The 24,463-nt window shown below is 66.5% G+C and carries 21 protein-coding genes; 11 read left to right on the forward strand and 10 right to left on the reverse strand.

Annotation, left to right across the window (positions count from 1 at the left end):
• Positions 1 to 12 precede the first annotated feature (12 nt).
• The 10 genes from FCK90_RS09195 to FCK90_RS09240 form a co-directional block, all read right to left on the reverse strand.
• On the reverse strand, positions 13 to 309 hold the full coding sequence (locus FCK90_RS09195) for a DUF6112 family protein (protein ID WP_227007205.1): 297 nt from the start codon (positions 307 to 309) through the stop codon (positions 13 to 15).
• A 171-nt stretch (positions 310 to 480) separates the two neighbouring features.
• Positions 481 to 747, reverse strand: a complete 267-nt coding sequence (locus tag FCK90_RS09200; RefSeq protein WP_013601305.1) for a DUF6112 family protein — start codon at positions 745 to 747, stop codon at positions 481 to 483.
• 6 nt (positions 748 to 753) lie between these two features.
• On the reverse strand, positions 754 to 2,364 hold the full coding sequence (locus tag FCK90_RS09205; protein ID WP_158034003.1) for a M23 family metallopeptidase: 1,611 nt from the start codon (positions 2,362 to 2,364) through the stop codon (positions 754 to 756).
• Between the two features lie 13 nt (positions 2,365 to 2,377).
• Positions 2,378 to 3,070 (reverse strand): hypothetical protein, encoded by a 693-nt coding sequence (locus tag FCK90_RS09210; protein WP_158034004.1) that lies wholly within the window; start codon positions 3,068 to 3,070, stop codon positions 2,378 to 2,380.
• 36 nt (positions 3,071 to 3,106) lie between these two features.
• A complete protein-coding gene (locus tag FCK90_RS09215; RefSeq protein WP_158034005.1) occupies positions 3,107 to 4,108 on the reverse strand; it encodes a ParB N-terminal domain-containing protein in 1,002 nt (333 codons plus the stop codon).
• Complete coding sequence (locus FCK90_RS09220) at positions 4,105 to 4,995, reverse strand: hypothetical protein (protein WP_158034006.1); 891 nt, start codon at positions 4,993 to 4,995, stop codon at positions 4,105 to 4,107. Before FCK90_RS09220 ends, FCK90_RS09215 begins: the two co-directional genes overlap by 4 nt.
• Before the next feature lie 93 nt (positions 4,996 to 5,088).
• Positions 5,089 to 5,493 carry a hypothetical protein gene (locus tag FCK90_RS09225; RefSeq protein WP_158034007.1) on the reverse strand — a complete coding sequence of 135 codons (405 nt, stop codon included), beginning with the start codon at positions 5,491 to 5,493 and terminating at the stop codon, positions 5,089 to 5,091.
• Positions 5,490 to 6,170, reverse strand: coding sequence for a DUF2637 domain-containing protein (locus tag FCK90_RS09230; RefSeq protein ID WP_246180113.1), 681 nt, complete (start codon positions 6,168 to 6,170; stop codon positions 5,490 to 5,492). Before FCK90_RS09230 ends, FCK90_RS09225 begins: the two co-directional genes overlap by 4 nt.
• Positions 6,170 to 7,102, reverse strand: coding sequence for a bifunctional DNA primase/polymerase (locus tag FCK90_RS09235; protein ID WP_158034008.1), 933 nt, complete (start codon positions 7,100 to 7,102; stop codon positions 6,170 to 6,172). The genes FCK90_RS09230 and FCK90_RS09235 overlap by 1 nt, the downstream gene beginning before the upstream one ends.
• On the reverse strand, positions 7,102 to 8,175 hold the full coding sequence (locus tag FCK90_RS09240; RefSeq protein ID WP_158034009.1) for an ImmA/IrrE family metallo-endopeptidase: 1,074 nt from the start codon (positions 8,173 to 8,175) through the stop codon (positions 7,102 to 7,104). The genes FCK90_RS09235 and FCK90_RS09240 overlap by 1 nt, the downstream gene beginning before the upstream one ends.
• A gap of 312 nt (positions 8,176 to 8,487) precedes the next feature.
• Between FCK90_RS09240 and FCK90_RS09245 the strand changes: the two genes are divergently transcribed.
• From FCK90_RS09245 to brxL, 11 genes are all read left to right on the forward strand, one after another.
• Positions 8,488 to 8,919 carry a hypothetical protein gene (locus FCK90_RS09245; protein WP_158034010.1) on the forward strand — a complete coding sequence of 144 codons (432 nt, stop codon included), beginning with the start codon at positions 8,488 to 8,490 and terminating at the stop codon, positions 8,917 to 8,919.
• A 60-nt stretch (positions 8,920 to 8,979) separates the two neighbouring features.
• Positions 8,980 to 9,444: a hypothetical protein gene (locus FCK90_RS09250; protein ID WP_158034011.1), complete on the forward strand. Its 465-nt coding sequence runs from the start codon at positions 8,980 to 8,982 to the stop codon at positions 9,442 to 9,444.
• A complete protein-coding gene (locus FCK90_RS09255) occupies positions 9,441 to 10,448 on the forward strand; it encodes an MAB_1171c family putative transporter (RefSeq protein WP_158034012.1) in 1,008 nt (335 codons plus the stop codon). Before FCK90_RS09250 ends, FCK90_RS09255 begins: the two co-directional genes overlap by 4 nt.
• Positions 10,445 to 11,584, forward strand: coding sequence for an alpha/beta hydrolase (locus FCK90_RS09260; RefSeq protein ID WP_158034013.1), 1,140 nt, complete (start codon positions 10,445 to 10,447; stop codon positions 11,582 to 11,584). The genes FCK90_RS09255 and FCK90_RS09260 overlap by 4 nt, the downstream gene beginning before the upstream one ends.
• 135 nt (positions 11,585 to 11,719) lie before the next feature.
• Positions 11,720 to 11,908 carry a helix-turn-helix domain-containing protein gene (locus FCK90_RS09265; protein WP_129392770.1) on the forward strand — a complete coding sequence of 63 codons (189 nt, stop codon included), beginning with the start codon at positions 11,720 to 11,722 and terminating at the stop codon, positions 11,906 to 11,908.
• Between the two features lie 126 nt (positions 11,909 to 12,034).
• Positions 12,035 to 12,790, forward strand: coding sequence for a hypothetical protein (locus FCK90_RS09270; protein WP_158034014.1), 756 nt, complete (start codon positions 12,035 to 12,037; stop codon positions 12,788 to 12,790).
• Positions 12,787 to 13,344, forward strand: a complete 558-nt coding sequence (locus FCK90_RS09275) for a BREX protein BrxB domain-containing protein (RefSeq protein WP_158034015.1) — start codon at positions 12,787 to 12,789, stop codon at positions 13,342 to 13,344. The genes FCK90_RS09270 and FCK90_RS09275 overlap by 4 nt, the downstream gene beginning before the upstream one ends.
• Positions 13,341 to 16,799 (forward strand): BREX system P-loop protein BrxC, encoded by a 3,459-nt coding sequence (gene brxC, locus FCK90_RS09280; protein WP_181954261.1) that lies wholly within the window; start codon positions 13,341 to 13,343, stop codon positions 16,797 to 16,799. Before FCK90_RS09275 ends, brxC begins: the two co-directional genes overlap by 4 nt.
• Before the next feature lie 14 nt (positions 16,800 to 16,813).
• Entirely contained in the window at positions 16,814 to 20,050 is a 3,237-nt protein-coding gene (locus FCK90_RS09285) for an Eco57I restriction-modification methylase domain-containing protein (protein ID WP_158034017.1), read from the forward strand.
• Entirely contained in the window at positions 20,047 to 22,380 is a 2,334-nt protein-coding gene (gene pglZ / locus FCK90_RS09290) for a BREX-1 system phosphatase PglZ type B (RefSeq protein WP_158034018.1), read from the forward strand. Before FCK90_RS09285 ends, pglZ begins: the two co-directional genes overlap by 4 nt.
• Positions 22,377 to 24,434 (forward strand): protease Lon-related BREX system protein BrxL, encoded by a 2,058-nt coding sequence (brxL, locus tag FCK90_RS09295; RefSeq protein ID WP_220433311.1) that lies wholly within the window; start codon positions 22,377 to 22,379, stop codon positions 24,432 to 24,434. Before pglZ ends, brxL begins: the two co-directional genes overlap by 4 nt.
• Positions 24,435 to 24,463: the final 29 nt, after the last annotated feature.

Genomic DNA, 24,463 nt, shown 5'->3' on the forward strand with positions numbered 1-24,463 from the left:
CGACAGTCGGGGTCAGACGGACTGGCCGACGTTCCAGAAGAAGTTGATGAGCGTCACGCTCGCGCCGCAGATCACCGCCGCGCCGCAGGAGACGAGGACGCCGATCTTCCCGCGCGAGGCGAGGTGCGGATTCGACGAGTTCGCGCCGAAGCCCCACACGATCGCGGACACGATCAGCGCGAGCACGGACAAGATCAGGCCGATGGTCATCACCGCGCCGACGATGGTGCGCAGCTGGTTGATCCCCGGCAGGCCGTTGGTGTTGGGGTCGATGTTGATGTCCATCGGCACCAGCAGCGGCGCTGACATGACGTTGGCGAGCAGATCGAACACGGTAAGTCTCCTTGGCGACGGGCGGCCCGCCCACGAACTCGCAGACGGGATACACGCGACAGGTGCACCCATGCCCCCTCGGCGACGGAACAGCAATGCCCACGCCGGCGAGGACGTGGGCATTAGCAGGTTCGGAGGCGTTCGGCGTCAGAGTTGTTGGCCGAGGTTGAGGAGCCAGTTCATCCAGGCCACGCCGCCTCCGGCGAGAACGGCGGCACCGACCGCGACGAGCACTCCGATTCGGCCTTTGCTGGCGGTGGCGTAGTTGCCGTGGGCCGTCGCGATGGCCCAGACGATGGCTGAGACGATCAGCATGAGGACGGCGACGATGAGGACGAACGTCAGGAGCGCGCCGACGACGGCGCGGAGGTCGCCGATGCCGCCGAGTCCGTCGAAGTCGGGGAAGACACCCATCGTCGATCACCCTGCCTTGACTGTGACGTGGAGGTGGTCGTAGTGGCCTCCGGTGATGGAGGCGGGGTCGTGCATGCCGCCGCCGTTGTAGGGTCGCCAGCCGTCGGCGTCGCGGGCGAGGGACCAGATTTGGCCTTGCCAGATCAGGTACTCGACGCCGAGTACGTCGGCGTTGTCCTTCATCCAGTTGGTGACCTTCCAGCCGGCGTCGAACTGGGCCGGGGTGGGGCGCTGGCCGATGCGGTTGCCGAAGGTGATGTCGCACGCCCTGCCGAGGGGATGCTCTGACTTGGTGCCGGGGCGCGGTGAGTAGCAGCCCCAGCCGGTGTCGGGGAACGCCGCGAGGGTCTGCTGGTAGAGGTGGAGCATGCGGGCGGTGATTTTGCCCGAGCTGGTGGGATCGTCGACGAGCCGGTCGGGGTCTCCATCGACGCCGGTCGGCGTGCCCGCGGTGGTGTTGTTGCAGGAGGCGGGTGATCCGCTGGTCGCTGTCGGCAGGTTGGCGGCCCCGTGCTCGTTGAGCCAGGCTGCGGCGTCGATGGCTTCCCCGTTCGTGCCGCCGGGCCGGACCTCGAAGTGCAGATGTGCGCCGGTGCTCATGCCCGAGGAGCCGACATCGCCGATGTGCTGCCCGGCGCTCACGCGGTCTCCGCGGCGGACGTGGATGCCGCTCTGCCACATGTGCGCGTAGGCGGTCGCGACGGTCTTGCCGTCGATGGTGTGCTCGATGACGATGAGGCCGCCGTACCCGCCGGAGAACTCCGCGACGGTGACGGTGCCGTGCGCGGCAGCGAGGATCGGCGTGCCGTCCGGCGCGGCGAAGTCGGTGCCGGTGTGCATCTTCCGCTCGCCCGTGATCGGGTGCACCCGCATCCCGAACGGCGACGTCAGCACCCAGGTGCCCTCGGGCAACGGAAACACCACCCGCGACGACGACACCGCCGCGCCACCAGCACTGCCAGTAGCACTTCCGCTTCTGGTGAGTGCGGCGAGGATGCTATCGGCGACGGGCGCATAGTTGCGGTAGCGGTCGGGGAAGGCGGAGACCTCGACGGCTTGGGCGGCTTCGCCAGGGTCCATCTGTTGCCAGCCGGGGATGTCGAGCAGCCCGCGCGGCGAGGGGTAGTTCGGGCCGGTGGGCCCGCCGAAGAACGCCTGCGCCTGATAGTTCGGGTCCATCAACTCGGCGACGGTGCCCCACCCGGATTGGGGGCGCATCTGGAACAGGCCGAGGGAGTCGTGGTCGCCGCCGTTGCCATCGTTCGGGTAGTTCGCCGAGTCGGGGTAGGTGCCGGTGTTGGTGAGCATCCGCAGCGTGGACTCGGTGAGCGCGGCCATCAGCGCGATCTTGATTCCCGGCCTGCCCACGTCGGTGATGCCGTTGCCGACCGTGATGATCGTGGCCGCGTGCGTGAGCTGCTGACGATTCAGCGTGAAGGTCTCGTCGTTCGCGGTGGTCACGGTGAGCGCGTCCGGGATCGGTCCGAGGTTCACGGTCCCGGCAGGTGTGGCGCAGTACGCAGCGGCGGGGTTCATCAGCACCCCGATGCCGAGGAGTGCTGCGGCGGGGGCGAAGAACAGCAGTGCCAGGGACGCGATGGCGGCTTTGCGGAACACGACGCCAACACCTTCAGCGCAGCGGGTTGTCGAGCTGCGAGAGCCGCAGCAGATGACACGTCGGATACGTCGGGGCGCAGACGACGAACACGGTGAACGCGACCGGATGCTCGCTGGTGACCGGTTGGCCGTTCCATTCCCCGGCGCGGTGGCGGGTGCCCTCGATCGTGACGGCCGTCGTTCCTGCCGCGAGCTGCCCCGGCTGGGCCTGCGTCAACGCCTCGGCCCAAGCGTCAGGCACGTACGCGGTATCGATGGCGAGGTGCTGGCGGGTGACGTACTGCCGCAGCTCGATCCAGGCATCGTGGGTCGGCAGGTACGCGGCCACGTCGGAGGCGAGCCCCGCTTGCTCGTCCCCGCTGGGGTCACCGACCGCGAGGATCGTCGAGCTGTAGTCCAGCGGCCACAGCCCCGAGGCGGTGTCCCACGCGAACAGCGTGGACGCGACGCCGCGAGCGAAGGTCTCGGGGTCTACCGAACGCGGAACCGCTGGAACCCGTGGTGTCCGGGGTGTGCTCGGTGCCACGGTCGGCGGTGCCGTCGTGGTCGGGCCAGGCTCCGGGCCGGGATCGGTGCTGGTGCTGGTGCGGGGGCCGGTGAGGAGTCCGTAGACGCCGACACTGGCGAGGAGCAGCAGGACGATGCCGGCGGCGATGAGGGCGACGAGTCGGCGGCGGTTCCGGGGATCGGTGGGTGCAGGGCTCATGCCGAGCAGGTGCACATCCGACACCCATGCCAGCGGTCAGAGCGCGCGGAGTCGTGGCCGCTCCACCGCGTCTTCGCGTGCGGCACGGAGGGCGTCGGCGAACCGGACAGTGCCGTCGGTGGTGGTGAGGAAGTTCTCGAACTGCTCGTCGGTCAACTCGGCGGCGAGTGTGTCGGCGTCGTAGTGGGTCCACCAGTTGGTGAGCTCGCCCCAGGTCTGCACGAACGCGCGGAGCGGGTAGCGGACGGGTTGGCCGTCGCCGGTGACGAGCGGCAACGGCTTGGGTGGGGTGCGCTTGCCCTTCTTGATCGACTTCGCCTGGGCCACGGCTGCTTCGGCGCGAGCGTGCAGCTCGGCCTCGCGCCGCTCCCGTGCGGTGGTGTCGGCGTCGCGGATCGCTTGGTAGATCGGATGCACGGGATCGCCAGCCTCGATCCGGTCCAACCCGGCGGCGGCCTCGGCGCGCAGAGGCTCTGGCAGAGCAGGGTTGTTGGCGATGGCTTCGAGGTAGCCGATCTTCTCCAACGTCGTGTGCGAGGCGCCGCCTGGAATCATTGCCGCCGCTTGCTCGCGGGTCTTCCCGAGTGGCCCGTTCGACGGTGGTGCAAAGTTTGCACCACCGTCGTTTCCTGGCTGGTTCTCGCTGCTGAACTGGGTAGCGGACTTGCGGCGGGCGGCGTCTTCGGCCATGACTTGCTTGAGCTCGCGGTAGAGGCCGGCGGCTTCGAGCTGCGTGTAGGGCTTGTGGAGCATGTTGTCGTCCTGCTCGGCGAGGAGCTGCCCGAGCCGGTCCGATAGGCCACTACGAACCCACACGTTGACGGTGCGCCAGCCGAGCCTCTTGATCGCGGCAAGGCGTCGTGCCCCGCACACGAGCACGCCGTCGATGGTGATCGTGAGCGGTTGCAGCAAGCCGTCGCGCCCGATGGATGCCGCGAGGGCGTCGATGTCGCCGAGGTCGGCGCGGTGCCGCGTGCCGACGAGGATCGACTCGACGGTGCGGTCGAGCTGGATGCTGCCGATCTGCGGCTCGGTCACGACGACTCACCGCCTGCACCACTCGGCGCGGCCAGAGCGAGCGAGAGGATCAAGTCGTCGTCGCGGAGCAGCAGGTCGAGCGTCTCGCCCAGCAGGAGCCTGAGCAGGACGCCGCGGCCACTGCTGGTGGCTACGTAGGCCGGGTGCGGGTTCCCGAGCAGCGCTTTCAGCAGCGCGGCCCAGGAGCGGCGCGGCAGGTCGAGCAGTGCCCGCGCGTGCCGATCGCGGCGCAGCACCTCGTAGGCGGACTGGCGGGTGCCCGCTTTCATCAAGGCCCCGCAGACGTGCTCCACTGCGGCCCGTGCCGTGTCGGCGGGCCAGTCGAGCAGGCACAGCATCGCGATGGCGTCCTCGGCCGCCGATCCAGCGGACATGCACGCCTGCGCAGACCCGAGACTGTCGCGCGGTTCCGGTTCGAGGTCGCTGGGACGCAGGTCGGTGGTGTGGAACGCGGGATGGTAGTCGGCCAGCGCGGTGTCGCGTTCGGAGAACCGCTCGGGATCGTGGAACGCCGAAACGTGCGCGCGACGAGCCTGGTGCACCGAGCAGAGCAGCCCTTGGGCGCGTTCCTCGTAGACGCAGGTGATCCGCACGGTGTGGGTGATGATCGCCCACGGATCGTTGGCCTCGCGGGTCGAGCGGTACTGCATCGCGTCGAACGCCGCCGTGACCGCTTCCCAGGTGTCGAGCTTGTGCTTGCGGGCGAGCGCGCGGTACTTGTCGGCGGCGAACTCCATCAGCTCGCGGGCTTCCGGGTCGTGAACCCAGGCATCCTCGCCGCCTTCGTAGAGGCGATGGAGCAGGGCGCGCAGGCCCTCGCTCGTGGTGAAGTCCTCCGCCCCGTAGGCCGTCGGCTGCTCGGTGCTGGTGCTGGTTGGTGTGGTCATGGTGTTGGCACCTCCTGGCAGGCAGGTGCGCACTCGCTCCCACGAACGCGTCCTGCATGCCGATGCCGTCGCCACCATGACCTGTCACCACCGTCAGCTCATCGAGACCCCAGAGCGGGACACCTGCGAGGCAGGCGCGGTGCTGCGCCCGAACGCCGAGATCGGCGGCAACCGCCGGGCGCGATCCCCGAGACGACGAACGCCGGCCCCGAGCGGGGTGCGGGTGCGGCGTGCGAGCTCGGCTTGGAAGTCGAGGCCACGGCCGGCGGCGTGCGCGGAGTGGCGGGCGATCAGGTCGGTGGGGCGCACCCACTCCACGCCGCGACCGCGAACGAGGGCGTGCTGCTTGTCGTCGCGGGCGAGCTGCGCGGCCCGCACTGCTTCCGGCGTGCTCGTCGCCTCGACGGGCTGGGGGCGCTCCCGCGTCTCCTCGGGCACCAGCCGTGCGGGATCGGGCCTGGCCGGGTTGTTGTGCTGCGGGTTGTCGGTGGTGTTCATGGGGTTGTCTCCTCCCGTTCGTCGGCGGTGTCGGTGGTGTCAGTGAGGTGCGCGACGGCGAACCATCTGCCCACGGTCGAGGGATGCACCCCGAGTTCGCGGGCGATCCGCTTGTTCGACCAGCCCGCCTCGCGCAGCTCCCAGCCCAGCGCCCGCCGATCCGCCACACCGTCATCGCGACGGGTGACCTCCGTCTCGCCAGACGGCAGCGCGGGCATCGACTCCGCCGTGTTCGTCGAGAACGATTCGGCGGTGGCAGGTTCGGCGTCGGGGTCGGTGGTGCGGGTGAGGATCACGGTCAGGTGCGTGATGGCCAGCAGCACCACGGGCGGAACCGCGGCGACTGAGGCCGCGAGCATCCGTGGCACGTCTGCGTCTGCGGCGACGACGGCGTGAATGGCGTTCGCCGTCACCGACACGAGCGCGCCGCCGACCAGCAGCGCCCACGGATACCAGGCCGAGCGCTGCCCGGCGAGAGCGACGACGGCGACCGTGGCAACGACGATGATGCCGTCCACGATCAGCGGCCACGCCCACGCCTGCCCCGCCCCGATCCCGGAGCGAGCGGCCAGATCGGCCAATGAGGTGAACGACAGCCAGAACGCCCCGGCGGCGATGAACACCGTCCCCGCGACCGCCGTCATCGCGGCCCAGCGCCGCCCTTCCGATTCGCGCATCACAGCCCAGCCCGCCCCAATGCTGCGGACGGTGGGCTCGCCGAGCGCCCGAACCAGCGACCCGCGCTCCGGCTACGGCCGTCGGGCGTCACTTCGGATGCGGACTGGGTGGCTCGGTAGGCCGAGCGCACGGTCGTGGTGATCTCGCGATCACCCAGACCCGCCGAATGTGCCGCAGCCCCCAGCGCATCGAGCGCGTCGGCGGGCGAGACGCCGTTCTCGGCGAGGCGGCAAGCGGCCCAGAACAGGCCCCGGTTCCGCTCGCCCTCACCCCGCCCAGCGACCCACGCCGCCAACCGCTCAGCATCCACATCTACCGAGCCGCTGCTGGCGCGTGGTGAGGCGACGGGGCGCGGGTCGAGGAAGTCCCGCAGCCGGGTCGCATCCACGGTGCCGACCGAGTGGGCGGCGATGTCGGCGACCTCGTAGTGCTTCACGTTCCCGTCGATGATTCGCCGGGAAGGAGGGGCGATGATGTAGCCGCCGTCGCCCCGGAAATCGACGCCCACGTCAGCGGCCTGCCACGATCGCTGCTCCTTGTCCGGGGTCGCCGGGAAGTACACGTGCGCGCCACCGGTGGGTGTGCGCACCAGCAGACCTGCCCCGTCGACGAGTCCCGCGTCGGTGGCGCGCTGGTATGCCGCGCGGCCGTCGTGGGGGCCGTGGACATCGACATCGACGACGACAACGCCGGATGGGGCGCCGGTCGGGATGCCGATGTTCGCGTTCGGTGTGCGCGACCACCACGCCGCAACCTGTTCCGGGTCGCTGCTCGCGTCGAGGAACCCGCGGCGGGTCAGCGGACGCTTCCCCTCGACGACGCACGGGAACACGGGCACGCCAGCCGCCGCGAGGCTCCGCGCCGCTACGCCGAGGTGTGGTGAGCGATCCACGCGAATGATCGCCGCAAGGACATCGAATGGCTCGGGCATCACAGCCCCCGCCCTGCCAGAGCTGGCACCTGCGCGCCACGGGGACGATCGGTCTCCACCGCAGGCGTGCGGGAGGTGCGCGGACTGGCGTTGTCGCGGTCAAGGCCGGGCGGAGTGCCGTCGCCGACCTGGGCCGTGTCGAGCTGGTCGAGGATCGCCAGCGCGGTCTTCCGCACCCGCTCACCGGTGGCCTGCACCACCTGGACGGGCTCTTGGCCGTCCACGCGGGCGGCCCAGGTCGAGACGTACGGGATCGTGTACCCGGCGGTGTCCATGCCGTGCGCGGCACCGATCATCAGCGCGACCGACTCGGCTTCGACCTCGCGGATGCCGCGATGCTGCCGCGCCTCCTCGTCGTCGGGATCGTGCATTAGCACGTGCGCCAGCTCGTGTGCGAGCGTCTTGACCTGCGCGGCCGGGTCCATGTTCTCCCGCACCGCGACCGTGCGCGCCTCGTAGTCCGTGAGGCCGTTCGCGCCGGAGATCATCCCCTCGTGCGGCACCCGCAGCACCTCGAACCCCGCCCGGCGAATCTGCCCGGCCAGCCCCTCCCACAGCCCCGAGGGTGCTTCGCCTTCCAGCAACGTCGGAGCGGGTGGCACCGGCAGCGGTTCGCCGTCGGTCTGGGAGGCATCCCACACGTAGGCCGGGCGCGCTCCGACCATCCGCGAGCGCACGACCTCGTTAACCTTGTGCTTCTCTCGTGGTCCCAGGCGACGCCAGGAGTTCGGATCGGCAGGATTGGACGAGGCGAACCGGCCCGTCACGGGCGCGAAGATCATGTAGCCCGGCTGGCCCTTCAGCACCTGCCGCCCGAGCCCCTGCCACTGCCGGTACCCGGCAACCAGAGTCGGGAAGGGCTCAGGCACGCGGCCTGCCTCGAACGCGGCCTCATGCTGCACCCAGATCAGCATCGTGTTGTTGAACGACCGCGACCGGAACCGTGCCGCGAAGGCCAGCGCCTCCCGCCAGTCGTCACCCGAGACCAGCGACTCGACCGCGCCGGTCAGCTTCTCGTGCAGCTCGTCGAGCTTCGCCTCCCTTGCCGCGCGGGCGTCCTGGTTCGATGCCATGCTCCGGCCTCCTCTTCGGCAGGCCGCGCCAAGGTTGCGCGCGGCGGTACACCTGGTAGGTAGGCGCGAACACCCGCACCCGGACCGTGAGCTGGACATCGTTCACCTCCTTGAGGCAGCCCGAGCCGACACCGGGACACCTGTGTTGAGCATGCTCAAAATGTGCCGGAGTCCTGTTCTAACACTGATCGTTGAGCATGCGCAAGCCTTGATTTGTGCATGCTCAACAAATACGGTTGAGCATGCACAACCACCCTCCGGGTGGATCACATGGATGCCTTGCCCGTCGCGAAGGGAAGGGGGTCACCGACTATGACCGAAGACGAGAGCCAGGCTGCGGCCGAAGACCTCGCCAAGCGTCTGCGTCTCCTGATGGACGTCGCCGTCGCCGAGTCCGGCACCGAGCCGACCTACTCGCAGATCGCGGACTACCTCCAAGAACGAGGCACCAACCTGTCGCGGTCGCGCTGGACGTACATGGTCAACGGCCACCGCTACGTCCAAGACCCCGCCGTGTTCGAGGGGCTCGCCGCGTTCTTCGACGTGGACGCCGCGTTCCTGCTCGGCGAGGACGGTGCCGCCACCCCCGAGAAGGTCTCCGCGCAGCTCGATCTGGTTCGTTCCATGCGGGCCGCGAAGGTGAAGTCCTACGCCGCCCGCACCCTCGGTGACATCTCGCCGAAAGCACTCCAAGCCATCACCAAGTTCCTGGACGAGGAAATGACACCCATGCCCGAGCACTGACCGGTACCGCGCGACGCGAAGCCGATACCGGTCCCTGCTCCCCACCGAGAGGGGCGAACCGTGAATACCGAACAGACCGTATCGGCGGCCGTCGCGGGCCTTCGGCTCGGTGGTACCTTCACCCTCGACGACCTCCTCCACGCCATCCAGAACCGGCGACACCGCCGGCTCCGCGTCGTCGAACTCGCAGGCCTCGACACCCACGACGGCATCTGCGCGGTCTGGTTCATCACCGACACCGAAGACCTCGTGCTCCACGCCCGCAGCGACTCCGCCCTTCACCGGCAACAGTTCGTCCTGCACGAGGTCGCCCACATGATCCTCGGTCACTGCGACGGAGACGACTGCCCAGCCGAGGACGTGCTGCTGCCCAACATCCCGCCCTACACCCGCGCCCGCCTGCTCACACGGCAAGACATCGACTGCGAAACCGAGATCGCCGCCGAGTCCCTCGCCGACCGGCTCGCCGCAGGCATCCGAGGATCGGTGTTCGCCGAATCGGCCTACTCGGAGGTCTTCGGATGATCCAGACGCTCGTCGCGGCGCTCATGTGGGCGCTCGTGGCGAGCCTGCTCATCTTCCGCCGCAAACGCGCCGACCGAAGCATCACCTACGCAGCCCTCACCATCGCCATCGCGATGACGCTCAACGTCGATGCGATCTATACCGCCGTCGATCCGCTGCTCGGCGGCACGAACCTCGCGACGCTGATCGCAGACGCACTGCTGATGACCGGGCTGTTCTTCCTCGGCCAAGGGGTCATGAGAACCGGTGAATACCGGCCCCGGCTCGTTCGCGCTGTCGTGAGTATCCCGATGCTCGCCGTCTCCCTCCTCGCGATCACCACGGCGTTCCTGTTCATCGAGCGCGGCGCGACCACGACCCGGTTCATGAGCGACCTCGGCGGGCAGCCGGCGACGGCGGTCTACTCGATCATCAACTTCGTCTACTGCGGCATCGTCATCGCCACGATGATGGTCCTCGCCGCGAGACAGTACCGGCACAGCACCGGAATCCAACGCCTACCCGCAGGACTGCTGACCCTGGGATCGGCCTTCGGCGTCGCCCTGTGCGTCGCCGTGATCGTCATGAACATCGCCCACGTCACCGGCTGCCTCGACCTCATGCACGCCATCCAACCCACCTACGGGCCACTCTCGCTCCTGACGTTCCTGTTCCTCTGCGCCGGGTTCGCGGCGCAGCCCGCCGTCCGACGTGCCCAGCACTACCTGCGTCGCAGGCGCACCGCTGGCCTCGCGGCACAACTGAAACCCCTCTGGAGGCGCGCAACACAGGCACGGCCCGGCCTGAGCCAAGCAGACCCCCGCGCCGTCAACGCAGAAGACCCCGAAGGATGCCTGCACCGAGTGATCGTCGAAATCCGCGACGCAATGATCGACCCCCGCATCACCTTCAAGACCAGCAGAGCCGAACGCACCCTCCTCGAACGCGCCGAGAGCCACCTCCTCGGATGCGACCGTGCAACGACGCCGGGGCCGCGGACTCCGCGCGAGGAGGCTGGCTCGTGATCCGCCGACTCGCCCTTGGAGTCGGGATCGCGACAGCAGCAGCGGCTTCCAGTCTCGGCTGGGTGATCGCCCGGCGGCTGACTGCGCCCGTCGGTCCACGGAAGTTCGACCTCACCATCCGAAGCGTCGAGCACGACGAAGACGGCGACCTGATCGTGCTCGACCGCACCGAGCAGACCACCGCACCCGGCATCTACAACCTCTGGTTCAAGCACGGAGGCTGGGCGCAACTCTCCACCGAGGTCATCGATCGCGGACCCACCCGCGTCGCCCGCAGGATCACCGGCACTGCACCTGGCCTCACCCCGAAGGACGGCGACCGTGCCTCATGGAGCGGCATCTACTACGCCACCCCAGTCGACGCCGGACTCCACGCCCGCGACATCACCATCACCACCCCCGCAGGACCATGCCCGACCTGGCGCATCGACGGCGACCCCTCGCTCTGGGCGATCCACATCCACGGCCTCGGTAGCACCCGCGCCGGCACCCTCCGCGGCGTCCGGGTCGCCACCGAACTCGGCTACACCTCCCTGGTCGTCAGCTACCGCAACACCACAGAAGGACCACGAGTCGGCACCGGCCGAACAACCCTCGGCCACACCGAGACGAGCGACGTAGACGAAGCCATCGGATACGCCGTCCGACGCGGAGCCCAACGAATCGTGCTCTTCGGCTGGTCAATGGGCGCCGCGATCGCCCTCAGACTTGCCAACCACCCGCTACACCAGGCACTCATCGCCGCGCTCGTACTCGACTCACCAGTCCTCAACTGGGCCGAGGTCATCAAGGCCAACTGCACCCGAAGCGGACTGCCCGCCGCGGTCGGAAACCTCACGATCCCGTGGCTCACCCTCACCCCACTGGCACACACAGTCGGGCTGCCGGGCCGCATCCCCCTTCGCTCATTCGACTGGACATCCCGAGCCGCGGACCTCACCACGCCGACCCTGATCCTCCACGGCGCCCGCGACGACTCTGTGCCGCTCCGACTCTCGCAGGCTCTCCGAGCCGCCCGCCCAGACCTTGTTGATCTGGCGACCTTTGACGCCGGCCACACCCTCTGCTGGAACGCCGACCCCGACCGGTGGCACGAGACAATGACCGCCTGGCTCAAGGCCCGTGTCCCGCGCTGATCGGCAGAGCGCACCGACCACCCTCGGCACCCGTCTCGTTCGGCCACGCCCGGAGAAACCCAGTCCAATCCGCACCTCCACCGGTATCATCGTGAGTGTTGGCCTGCCTGGGCCATAGAGCGAGGGAGGACCAAAGTGGCTGAGCCGTGGCTGTCTGCCGACGATATCGCCGCCCACCTCGGGGTCACCAAAGACACCGTCTACACCTGGATCGCCGAAAAGGCCATGCCCGCCCACAAGGTCGGACGCCTCTGGAAGTTCCAGGCCAGCGAGATCGACGACTGGGTACGACGAGGCGGCGCGGCAGGAGACGACACCCCATGAAGGCTCGAATGTCAGAGGTTCCTGCTGAGATGGGCTTCGCGACGAAGTCCATCGCGGAGCAGAGTCGTAATGCCCCGGTCCGGGTGAATGACGCGATGCGCGTTCGGGAAGGAGGGAGACCGGCAAATGACGAGTTCTCGTGTCGCTGACAGCGACTTCACGCTCGGCACGTTGCGGACGACTGCCAGCCATACGATTGGTATTCCTCACCTGGTGGAGCTTCTCCGCGAGGTGCCATCTGACGCGCCTGCCGAGCAGTATCGCCAGGCAGTGGTCGAGGGCAACGTCCTCGGACGGCCAACTCTGGCCGGGCGACAGCGTTCGTTCCGCCACCTGCGCGAGCTGTACTTCCTAGACCCAACTCGCCCTGAGTTCACGGCACTGAGGCGCTTCTGGGACATCGACCCCGCGTCGCAGCTACTCCTTGCGGGGCTGCTCGCCTTCACCCGGGACGAGGTGCTCCGCGCCTCGTTCGCTGCGGTCGCGGACCTCCCGGCAGGATCGGGCGTGACATCAGCAGACCTCACCGCCGCGGTCACCGCGCAGTTCGGCAACGAGATGTCGGAATCAACCCTTGGAAAGACTGGCCGCAATACTGGGGCCTGTTGGACCCAGACCGGTCATCTCGCCGGTCGCACAAAGAAGGTGCGCACCGAGGTGAGTGCTCGCCCGGCCGCTATCGCGTATGCGGCTTACCTCGGTCACCTCGCCGGCGGACGTGGTCTCGGCGTACTCGACAACCCGTGGTCGCAGATTTTGGGGCTGGCTCCAGGTCGCACGTTGGAGGCGCTGCGTGACGCGCACACCGAAGGTCTCCTTGACCTTCTCGTTGCCGGCAACGTGGTCGACGTGTCCTTCCCGACTCTCGGCGGTGTCGCATGAGCCGCGTCTCCGATCTCGTCGATGCCTACAAGTCCGAGTTGTCCCTGACATGGAAGGACAACGTATCGGGCGGCGAGCGGGTGTGGATGCTTGTATACCCGCCCGACCTGGAACGACAGATGCGGCATGCTCTGCCGAGCATCGAGTTGGCGACCACACAAGCGGGACGCGACTGGGGGGTCATCGACGTTACCGATGACTTCGGCCGCTGGCTTTCGTCACACCGACACGCTGAGGCATTCTACGAGGAGCCAAGCGACCTCACGCAGTCGATCTTGGACCAGTTCGAGACCACGCTCGTCACCCGTATCCGCGAAGCTCTCGAAGCGGCTCCCGCGAACGTCGTCGTGGTTCTCGTGGGTATCGGCTCGATCTTCCCGTTCCTGCGAGCATCGAGCGTAATCAAGTCCGTTGACTCCGCGGTCACCGGACGCCTTCTCGTTCTCTTCCCCGGGCTTCACGACCCGGAAACTCATTCATTCCGCTTGCTCGACGCGCGCGATGGGTTCAACTACCGCGCCCGTGTCATCGATCCACAGAAGGACATCGCGTGACGACCAACAATGACCTCTTCGTCCGGCCTCCACTCAGCTTCGAGATTCCGAACGACGGCGTAACCAATGTGGACCGTCCCGAGGACTCCAACCAGTGGGACGTCCTCAAGTACGAGCTGGAGAGCTTCGTCTGCGAGGGCGAGTACGAGCACGGCCTCCAGCGCATCCTCGATTCCTACACCGGACATCGGAATCGAACGACGCAGCCCGCTGTGTGGGTGTCGGGCTTCTATGGCAGCGGTAAGTCCCACCTCGTTCGAGTACTCCAGCACCTGTGGGCCGATACTAGGTTTCCGAACGGTGCGACCGCGCGCGGTCTGACGAACATCCCCCAGGGCATCCACGACCAGTTGACGGAGCTGACAACTCTCGGCCGCCGCGACGGTGCCGCACCGTGGGCGGCAGCAGGTGCACTCGATCGCAGCGGCGACACCCTCAACTCGGTGTTTCTCTCGATCGTCCTCGGCGCGGCAGGACTGCCGACGCGTGTCGCTCCCGCCCAGGTTGCGCTGTGGCTCGCGGGGAACGGGCACCTCGACGCTGTTCGCGATCACGTCGCGACCAACGGCGGCGACCTCGTCGAGGAACTGGGCGAGTACAACCTCAGCACGCTGCTCGCGAACGCGATCCTTGCAGCCGACCCGCAGTTTGCCGCGTCGGCCAAGGACGTGCGTGCCGCGCTGCGCAGCCAGTTCCCGCCGGATACCCGCTCGTTCTCCACGGATGAGACGATCGCGCTGCTCAAGAAGATTCTTGAGTACGTCGGCGATGGCCAGATACCGCCGTCGCTGATCGTCCTCGACGAGGTGCAGCAGTACATCAGCAGTGACGGCGGCCGAGCGATGGAGGTGCAGAACCTTGTTGAGTCTGTGTCGCGCGAACTGAACGGTCGGGTGCTGCTTGTAGCTACGGGCCAGCAAGAGTTGACGGCTGATTCGACGCTTCAGAAGATTCAGGACCGTTTCACCGTCAAGGTCGTGCTCAAGAACCAGGACGTCGACGCCGTTGTCCGCCGTGTGCTCCTCAGCAAGGAACCTGCCAAGAAGCCTGCTCTTGACGCCACGTTGGCGTCGGTTTCCGGGCAGATTTCCCGCCAACTCATCGGCAGCCGGATTCAGCACACCGCGGCGGATGACAAGGACCTCGCCGAGGACTACCCGTTGCTCCCGTTGCGTCGTCGTTTCTGGGAGAGCGTGCTCCGCCAGGCCGACGCTGGCCGCGCCGGTCAGCTGCGCTCCCAGCTCCGCATCGTGCATGAGGCGAACCGCAAGGTCGCTCCCCAGTCAGTCGGCACTGTGGTCGGCGCCGATTTCCTCTACTCGCAGAAGAACGAGGACCTTAACGGCGCGGGTCTTCTTCTTAAGGAGACGCAGACGCTCATCCACGAGCAGGGGCAGAAGGACCCCCTGCGCGGCCGCATCCTCGGCCTCGTCCACCTCATTGGTCTGCTCCCTACATCGGGCCACGGCGACATCGGCGTCCGCGCGACGGCAGACCATCTCGTCGACCTCCTCGTCGAGGACCTCTCCCACGACGGGGACCGGCTCCGGCAGCAGGTGCCTGCGGTGCTCGAAGCGCTCGCCGAAGAGGGCGTCATTCAGCAGGATGGCGAGGAGTTCCGCCTTCAAACTAAGGCGGGCCGCGAGTGGGACGAGGCATTCCGCAGGCACCACGCTCAAGTGACGGACAGTGAGGTAAGCACAGATCGTGATTCGCTGTTGCTCACTGAGGTCGGACGGTCGATACCCGCTTCGATCCAGCAGGGTCGTGCCAAGGAATCCCGCAAGCTCACGCTGCACACCGACGCCTCGCTTCCGCCGGAGTCTGATGCGATCCCGGTGTGGCTCCGCTCGGAGTGGGACGAGGGCATAACTGCGAAGCAGTTCGACGAGGCCGCGCGCAGCCTCGGCATCGAGTCGCCAATCGTTCTCGTACACCTTCCCCGACTCCAGGCTCCAGCGTTCGCCGCGGCAGTCCGCAACAAGCTCGCCGCGCAGCGCGTGATCGACCAGCACGGAATCCCGCAGGACGACGAGGGTAAGCAGGCACGAAGCGCGATGCAAACCCGCCTCAACCGGGCGACGGATCAGGTAAACGCCCATGTTCGTGACGTGATCTCCAAGTCGAACGTACTCCTCGGGGGTGGCACGGCACCGAACGGAATCTCACTGCGCGAACGCATCGAGGCAGGCGCGCAGTCCGCCGCGACCCGCCTGTTCCCACGATTCTCCGAAGCCGACGACAACCGGTGGCCGCAGGTCATCGCGCGCGTGCGGAGTGGATCGGCGGCCGACGCGCTCAAGGCCGTCCAGCACGACGCCGACCCAGAGCAGCACAGCGTCATCAAAGAAGTTCTTAGCCACGTCGGCCCGGCGGGCACGCCCGCGAGTGAGGTCGAGAAGGCCGTGACATCGAAGCCGCTCGGCTGGCCGCGTGACGCGCTCATGGCCTCCCTCGGCGTACTTCTCGACACAGGAGTGATCCGTGCGACGCTCAACGGGAGCGACACGACCACGGCCGAAGTACTCAAGCAGACTCGCCTCGGCAACGTGCAACTCCGTCGCGAGGTCACGGTGCTCAAGCCCGCCGAGAAAATCCAGGCACGCCAGGTGCTAAGCAACCTCGGCTTCCCAACCGACAACGACGGACTCGTCTCGACCGTCGAACAGGCCGTCCAGTCGCTCATCGTCCGCGCGAAAGGCGTGAGTGGTCCCGCTCCGCTCCCCGACATCACGGTGCCTGGCAGCATCCAAGTGATCGTGAGCACGTCGGGAAACGACCGCGTGCACGCTCTGCTGGCAGCGAAGAGCGACCTCACGAGCTTCAACGACCAACTCGGAGACATGGAACGCAGGCTCAAGAGTCGCACGCCTTCGCTCGAACTGGCGCGTTCGCTTGCGTCCTCGGCCACGGGGCTGGAGTCCGCGTCGGCGGCCCGTGAGCGGCTCGGCGCACTGGCCGCGAGCCGCGATCTCCTCACCGAGGCCGATCCAGTCGCTCCGATCGTCAAGGAACTCGCCGAGGCACTCCGCGATGCCATCCACGCAGCAGCAGTTGTGTTGCACGACGCCCGAGCGGCGGCTGTAGCTGGCCTCGAACGGCAGCCAGCATGGACGGCTCTCGGCGATGCGCAGCGCGAGGCTCTCCTCACGGAACACCATCTCGGGCCCGAGGCGGAGCCCAACCTCGCAGATGCAGCCGCCGTCCTGACGGCGGCGCAGGCTCGGCCGCTCCAGGGGTGGGCCGCTGAACTTGACGCCATCCCGCAGAGAGCCTCGCGGGCGCTCGAAGCGGCTATCCAGCTCACGACACCTGCGGCCAAGATGACCACGGTGCGGGTCTCGGCGGCGAGCCTGAGCAGCGCCGACGAGGTAGAGCGCTACGTCGAGGTCCTGCGGGTGCAGCTGCTCGACGCACTGAATAGCGGTTATGACACCGTGATGGTGAAGGGTTAACCATGGCGCCAGCAATGACTGAGGTCCTCAACTCTGACCAACGCCGCTTTCTCGACGCCCAGACGCAGCGCGCCCGCGAGGCTGCGCAACGCGCTGCCGAGGATGCTCTGCGCGCTCTCGCGGTCAACGAGCCGAGCCGTCCGCGCTACTTGAGTGACGAGCAGAACAAGCTCCGGCTTGCGCTCCGCGACAAGGCGCGGCAGCTCGGCGACGAAACCGCACGCGCAGATGCACCGCTCGCCAACCTGGTGCATGATGTCGCTTACGAGCAGTGGCATCGCTTGCTGTTCGCGCGTTTCCTGGAAGTCAATGGCCTGCTCCGGCATCCGGATTACCGTGAAATCCCGTTGTCATTGGACGACTGCGGCGATCTCGCTTCTGACCTTGGCGAGCCGGACGCCTGGGCCGTTGCCGCGCGGTTCGCCTCAGAGATCCTGCCTGGCGTGTTCCGCCTCACCGACCCCGCGGTACAAGTCCGGTTCGCAGCCGAGCACCGTAGTGCGCTTGAGCGCCTCCTTCTTGACATTCCGTCCGAGGTCTTCACTACGGAGGACGCCCTCGGATGGGTGTATCAGTTCTGGCAGACGTCCGAGAAGAAGCGCGTCAACGAGTCAGGCGTCAAAATCGGCGGGGCAGACCTCTCGCCCGTCACGCAGCTTTTCACTGAGAACTACATGGTCCGATTCCTGCTAGAGAACTCACTCGGAGCATGGTGGGCCGCACGTCATCCCGCGTCGGCGCTCCTTGACGGTTGGGAGTATCTCCGCCGCAATGAGGATGGCACTCCTGCCGCCGGTTCGTTCAGTGATTGGCCCGATCGTGCTGCCGACGTGACGGTGATGGACCCTTGCTGCGGCTCCGGTCACTTCCTTGTCGCGATGTTCGGCATGCTCTGGCGAATGCGCGCCGAGGAGGAGGGCCTCACGCCGGCCGAGGCACAAGATGCGGTCCTCCGCGACAACCTCCACGGGCTCGAACTCGATCCGCGCTGCACCCAGATCGCGGCTTTCAACGTGGCGCTGGAGGCGTGGAAGCAGGGTGGGTTCCGTGAACTCCCTACTCCGAATATTGCGTGTTCAGGTGTACCGGTGCGGGCAGCGCGCTCAGACTGGGAGGGGCTCGCAGGCGCTGACACCGAGGTGCGAAGAGCGTTAGGGAGCCTCCACAATGCGTTCCAGAGCGCTGACACCTTGGGATCCCTGGTCAACCCGCGTCAGATCGATTCTGAAGGCGGGCTGTTTGGGCGAGATCTTTCAATAGGTCTCAATTGGGAGCAGGTCTCTTCAGTATTGACTGCAGCGCTTGGGCGTGAGAACCAGGACAGAACAGTGCTGGGTCACGCGGCCCTGGACGTTCTTCGCTCGGCAGAGCTGCTTTCAGGCCGGTACCACCTGGTGGTGACCAACCCGCCATTCTTGGGCTTGGAGAAGCAATCTCCAGCCCTGGAGTCGTATACTAAGGCAAATTTCGATGTTGCCAAACGCGAGCTCGCCTTGGTCATGCTCATGCGCTCTCTGCAAATGCTTGATGTCAACGGAAGTTTCGCGATGGTCTTGCCCAGCGATTGGATGCACTACCGGGCGGGACGACAATTCCGTTCCCGCTTGCTGGAAAGCCATACGTTGCGGTTTCTCGCACTACTGGGGCTGAACAGCTTCTACACCCCATTGCGAGTGAGTCCGGTCTTAGCCATCGGCGACCTTCGGCCTCCGAGCGGTCACGATGTGGGAACACTCGTAGTCTCTTCATCAGCACTTTCCGAGAAGCCGCTTGCGCTGAGGGCTTCTCCTGTCGTGCGTCTCCGTCAGTCGTCGTGGCTCGCGTCGCGCGATAGCCGAATTACATTGGGCAGCGTGGAGGCGGTTGACCAGGCTGCGACGGCGACGATAGTCGGGGCGTTTGCCGATGCTCGGAATGGCATGTCTGCTGGGGATGGCTCGCGCTTCGAGAAGTACTTTTGGGAGATCCCGAGGCTGGACCATCGGTGGGAGTTCCTTCAGCACTCGCCCGATGGGGAAGGGCATTACACAGGTCGCAAGAAGATCGTGCTGTGGGAATCGGAGTCGGGTGCGATGGCGGAGTTGGCAGAGTCGGTCAAGCACCTAAATCATGCTGCGCAGAATTGGCGTCGCGGTAAGCCGCTTTGGGGCCGGAAAGGCGTGGCGGTGAGCAAGATTGGTGCGAAGACTGCCATCTATCTTGGCGATAGGTTTGATTCTGGGTCATTTGCCATTGTTCCGAACGACCCGAAGAACGAACTCGCACTTGTGGCATTTGCGCACTCGGGAAACCTTCGGCGGGAACTGGCGAAGATTAGTCCTGGCTTCGCGTTGAGTTCTCCGCAGACCCTTCTGCAGCTTCCATTCGATTTGGAGCGCTGGCAGTTAGAAGCAGAGCGGCTCTTTCCACATGGGCTTCCAGAACCAACCACATCGGACCCGACCCAGTGGTTGTTCCCGGGACGCCCAGAAAACTCTGTGCACCCGCTGCTCGTGGCGGTGGCGAGATTGCTTGGATATCGGTGGCATTTCCAAGCCGACGACGACCTTGATGACTTCATTGATGGTGACGGCATTGCCAGCCTACAAGCCCTACCGGGTGAGTCTGACCTGGTCACGCGGCTCCGTGAGCTCCTTGCTGTTGCGTACGGCAGTGAATGGTCGAGTGCCACGGAACGACGATTGGTTATCGAAGCAGGCGGCAAGAACGGGCGACTGGAGGACTGGCTCCGTGACTCGTTCTTCGCCCAGCATGTGAAGGTATTCGATAACCGACCGTTCCTGTGGCACATCTGGGATGGCCGGAAGGACGGGTTCTCGGCAATTGTCAACTACCACCGTCTTGATCGGCCAACGCTTGAGAAGCTCACTTTTACCGTCCTTGGCGCATGGATCGACCGGCAGAAGCATGAGGCCCGCGCAGAGCGTCCAGGTGCCGATGCGCGGCTGGCTGCCGCCGAAGAACTTCAGCGCAGACTCCAGCTGATTCTTGGCGGCGAGCCGCCCTATGACGTGTACGTCCGGTGGAAGGAGATGGCCGAGCAGCCGATCGGGTGGGAGCCTGACGTTGATGACGGGGTTCGTTTGAACATCCGTCCGTTCGTGATCGCCGACGTGCTCCGGTCCAAGGTGAACGTCCACTGGCGAAAGGACCGTGGAACAAATCCCGACGGGTCGGAACGGCACAACGATCTGCACCCGACGCTTGAGGAGCGCCGTGCTGCCCGGCGCGAGGCGGGGGACGCCAAATGACGCTTGTCCGTGCCGTCGTCGCGAAAGCCCTCCGCGACGCTGCTGCCTTCAATGTGGGGGCGAACTCTGCCCCCGCGGCTGTTCTGTGGGCCGATCCTGAGCGCGCCTGGGAGCCGGTGATTCGCATCCTCCAGGAGGCCGTGCCCATCTTGGTGCTCGGAGAGTACGACCCCGCGGCTGCACGGGGTCCAGCGCTTTGGCTTCGGGCCGTTCTCGCCTCGCCCGAGTCCGCGGAGCTGCCAGCTCATCTTGCCGAACGAGGCGAGCGCAATCCGTGGGTGATATACCTGCCGGGTGTCAGTCGAGGCTCCGTGGTAGAGGCAGCGGCGCTCGATGACTCGCTCGCGCCGTTGGCCGAGGTTGCGATCCGCTCGAACTGGTGGCCCTCTGCCCACGGTCAGACGCCCTGGACGCCGCACTCTTTCCTTGCGTCAAAGCAGGGTGCGGGGCTCGACATCGCGAGTGACAGTGCGACGAAGGCGGCCCTCGCTCAGGTGCTGGACAAGTTCCTCTTCGAGGACATCGACGATCTCAAACGTATGGGGCGCCTCGATTCGTCTCGCCTGCACCACCTCGTGCTCGATGACACGGTTCGCACCCTCCTCGAATGGATGAACGAGCCGGACGAGGTGAGGGCTTCGCTCGAAGGTGCGCAGTGGCAGGCCCTTGTCGCCTCCTGCAAGTCCGTCTACGGCATCAGCCCCGACAAGGACGGCGCTCTCACTGCAGCCAGTAAGCTCGGCGGCCGAACGGGTGAGTGGGGAGCTGTCTGGCAACGGTTTGCGGAGAACCCGAGCCGTTATCCGAACCTTCCTGCCTTGCTCGACCAGGCGCGGCCCTCTGTGGTGCCGCTCTTTGGAGACACCGACCCACACCCTGACTCGTGGCCTTCGTGGAACCGCGACCAGGAGGACGCGCTCAGGTCGGCACTCAATGCATTGGGCACTCATCCCGACCCGCGTGGTCGCGTTGAAGAGCTCGCTGCCGCGCACACGCCGCGCGAAGACAACGTATGGGCTGCTCTCGGTCAGGCGCCCCTTGCGAGGGCCGCCGGTCACCTCGCGGAACTGGCAAACCGTGTAGCGACCGCTTCGACAGCAACAGATCTCCAGAGTCAAGTTGCCTGGTACAGCCACGAGGGCCACGTGATTGACGACCTCGCACTGCGGACGATCGCGACGGCCAAGACCGCACAAGACAGGGCCGCTGTCACCCACGCTCTCGGCGCGATCTACGACCCGTGGGCCGATCAGTCGGCACGAGCATTCCAGAAAGCCGCCCTTGGTTCCTACAGCGGCCAGACGGGCCTCGACGTAGTCGCCGGCACGTGCGTGGTCTACGTCGATGCACTGCGCTACGACCTGGCCACGCGTGTGGCTCGCCGACTGTCGGGTCTCACGGTAGTTGTGGAGCCGCGCCAGGCGGCCTTCCCCAGCGTCACGCCAACCGGCCAGCCGGCGGTGGCGCCGATCAAGATCAGCATGGCTGGCGGCGCTGCTTTCGACGCGGCCGACGATCAGGGGCGATCTGTGAAGGGTGCAGTGCTGCGATCGGCCCTCGCTGGAGCGCAGGTGCAGTTCCTCGACTGGGACACCGCTCAGGTCGGTGACCCTGCCGGAACGGCGTGGACGCAGACGAACATGATCGACTCGCTGGGCCACTCGCACGGGCACCAGATGGCTGACCTCATCGACCACCACCTCGACCTCGTCGCAGAGCGCGTTCGTGCACTACTCGAAGCAGGATGGCGGAAGGTCGTCGTGGTCACCGATCACGGGTTCCTCTTGCCCGGCCAAGCAGCGCAGAAGGTCAACCTCCCGATACAGGTCACGGAGGGCGATGCGGCCCGCAAGCCGCGTGTGGCGCGGTTGAAGGTCACCGCGGCGCGGCCGGACTTCCCGATCCTGCCCTGGACTTGGGACTCGTCCGTTGACATGGTCAGCGCACCGGGAACTGCCGCATTCGAGTCGGGCTGCTTGTACGAGCACGGCGGCCTGAGTCTCCAAGAATGCGTGATCCCGGTCGTCACCGTGACACGCGGTGGCTCGGCCGCTGCGCCCGCCCAGATTGAAGCTGTTCGATGGACCGGACAGCGCTGCCGCATCGACTACGGCCCCGCAGAAGCCGAAGTGGTCGCCGAAGTTCGGCTTCGCCCCGCCGACGCATCGAGCGCCGTCGGTGGCCCGAAGTCGCCGACCGAGCCGGGCGAGGTCAAGGTGCTCGTCGACGAGGAACAGGCCCCTGCTGGGGCGAACGCATGGGTCGTGCTACTCGACCTGAACGGTGGAGTCCTAGCGCAAGCACAAACCACGGTAGGAGGCGTCGAATGACCGAGGCAATCACGCTCGACGAGATCGACACGACCGCAGCGTCCGCCTTCGAGGGGTACGTCGTTCGCAAGGACCTCGCCCAGCAATTCAAGGGTGCGTATCCCGTCCCGACCTACGTCGGAGAGTTCCTTATCGGGCGCTACTGTGCCACGACTGACCCGGAAGAGATCGAGGAGGGGCTCCAGGTCGTGCGACGGCTGCTCTCCGACCGCACTGTGCGCGCTGGTGAAGAGGAGCTCTTCAAGTCGCGTGCGCGCGAGCGCATGACCGTTAAGCTCATCGATCTCGTCAAGGCACGGCTCGATGCGAAGTCGAACTCGTACGTCGCCGAGCTACCGAGTCTCGGGCTCCGTGACGTGCGCATCGACGATGCCGTTGTCCGTGACAACGAGCGCATGCTGACCGGTGGCTTCTACGCCGAGGTCGATCTGTTCTACGACGCGGCGATCGCCGAGGAGAACAATGGCAAGCCCTTCGCTGTCGGGTCGCTGCGCCCGATCCAGCTCTCCACCCGCGACTCACTCTCGCGCCTGGCCGAAGGCCGCTCACGGTTCACCACAGAGCAGTGGAAGCACCTCCTGCTTCGGTCAGTGGGCTTCGAACCTGCGCAACTCACCGAACGCGAGCAAGACGTTTTGCTGCTGCGCATGGTCCCGTTCGTCCAGCGGAACTTCAACATGGTCGAACTAGGGCCTCGTGGCACCGGCAAGTCCCACCTGTTCCAGCAGGTCTCGCCCTACGCGCACTTGATCTCCGGCGGCAAGGCCACCGTTGCCCGGATGTTCGTCAACAACGCCACCGGGCAACGCGGCCTCGTCGCGCAGTACGACGTCGTCTGCTTCGACGAAGTCTCCGGCGTCTCCTTCGACCAAAAGGACGGCGTCAACATCATGAAGGGCTACATGGAGTCGGGTGAGTTCTCCCGGGGCCGTGAGTCCATCCGTGCTGACGGTTCGATCATGTTGGTCGGGAACTTCGACGTAGATGTCGCCCACCAGCAGCGGATCGGCCACCTGCTCTCTCCGCTGCCCCCAGAGATGCGCGACGATACGGCGTTCATGGACCGCATCCACGCCTACCTGCCCGGCTGGGATGTTCCAAAGCTCAACCCGACCTACTTCACCCAACACTTCGGGCTCGTGAGCGACTTCCTCTCCGAGTGCTGGTCGCGCCTTCGAGACCAATCGCGCCTCGCATCGATCCAGGGGCGGGTCAACTACTCCGATGCACTGTCGGGCAGAGACCTGTCGGCCGTCAACAAGACGGTTGATGGCTTGCTCAAGCTCTTGTATCCCGACGCCGAAGCCGCGATCTCCGACGAGGACCTCGAATGGGCGGTGCGCATCGCCCTGGAGTGCCGGCGCCGCGTCAAGGAACAACAGCGCCGCATCGGCGCAGCAGAGTTCCGTAACACCCAGTTCGGCTACCGCCTCGGCGAGGGAGTCGAGCAGTTCGTCTCGACTCCCGAACTCGCGAGCCCCGACTCGATCGGCCTCGATCCGCTGCCTCCCGGCCAGGTGTGGGCGATCTCCGAGGGCGGCGGCGACGTCGGCCCGGGACTCTACCGAATCGAGGCGGCGGACACGCCCGGCTCTGGCGCACGCGGTCTACTCAACCAGGCCGCCCCCGCCACGCTCCGGGAAAGCTTCAAGGTCGCAGAGCAGAACCTCATCGCCCAGGCGAGACAACTCGTAGGCGACCGCGACCCGCGCGAGCACAACCTCACCGCTCAGGTACGCGCGCTCGACGCAGCCAAGACCGGCGCCGGCCTCGGACTGCCGATCCTCCTCGCGCTGGCCTCGGCGATGCTCCAGCGGTCTATTCGGGGTGGCCTGATCGCCGTCGGCAACCTGTCGCTCGGCGGCGGCGTCGAGACGATCCTCAACGCAGCGCAACTCGCCGAGCACGCGATGGAGAAGGGAGCGACGGCCCTCCTGCTCCCGGTGTCAGCCCGCCGCCAACTCCTAGACGTCAGCGACGAGGTCGCTACGAAGGTCTCATTCATTTTCTACAGCGACGCTCAGGACGCCCTCGTGAAAGCACTCGACGAATGAACGAGCAGACAGTCGGGGTATCCATGCGG

The organism is Kocuria coralli (assembly GCF_008831305.1).
In the GTDB taxonomy this organism is placed as follows: domain Bacteria; phylum Actinomycetota; class Actinomycetes; order Actinomycetales; family Micrococcaceae; genus Kocuria; species Kocuria coralli.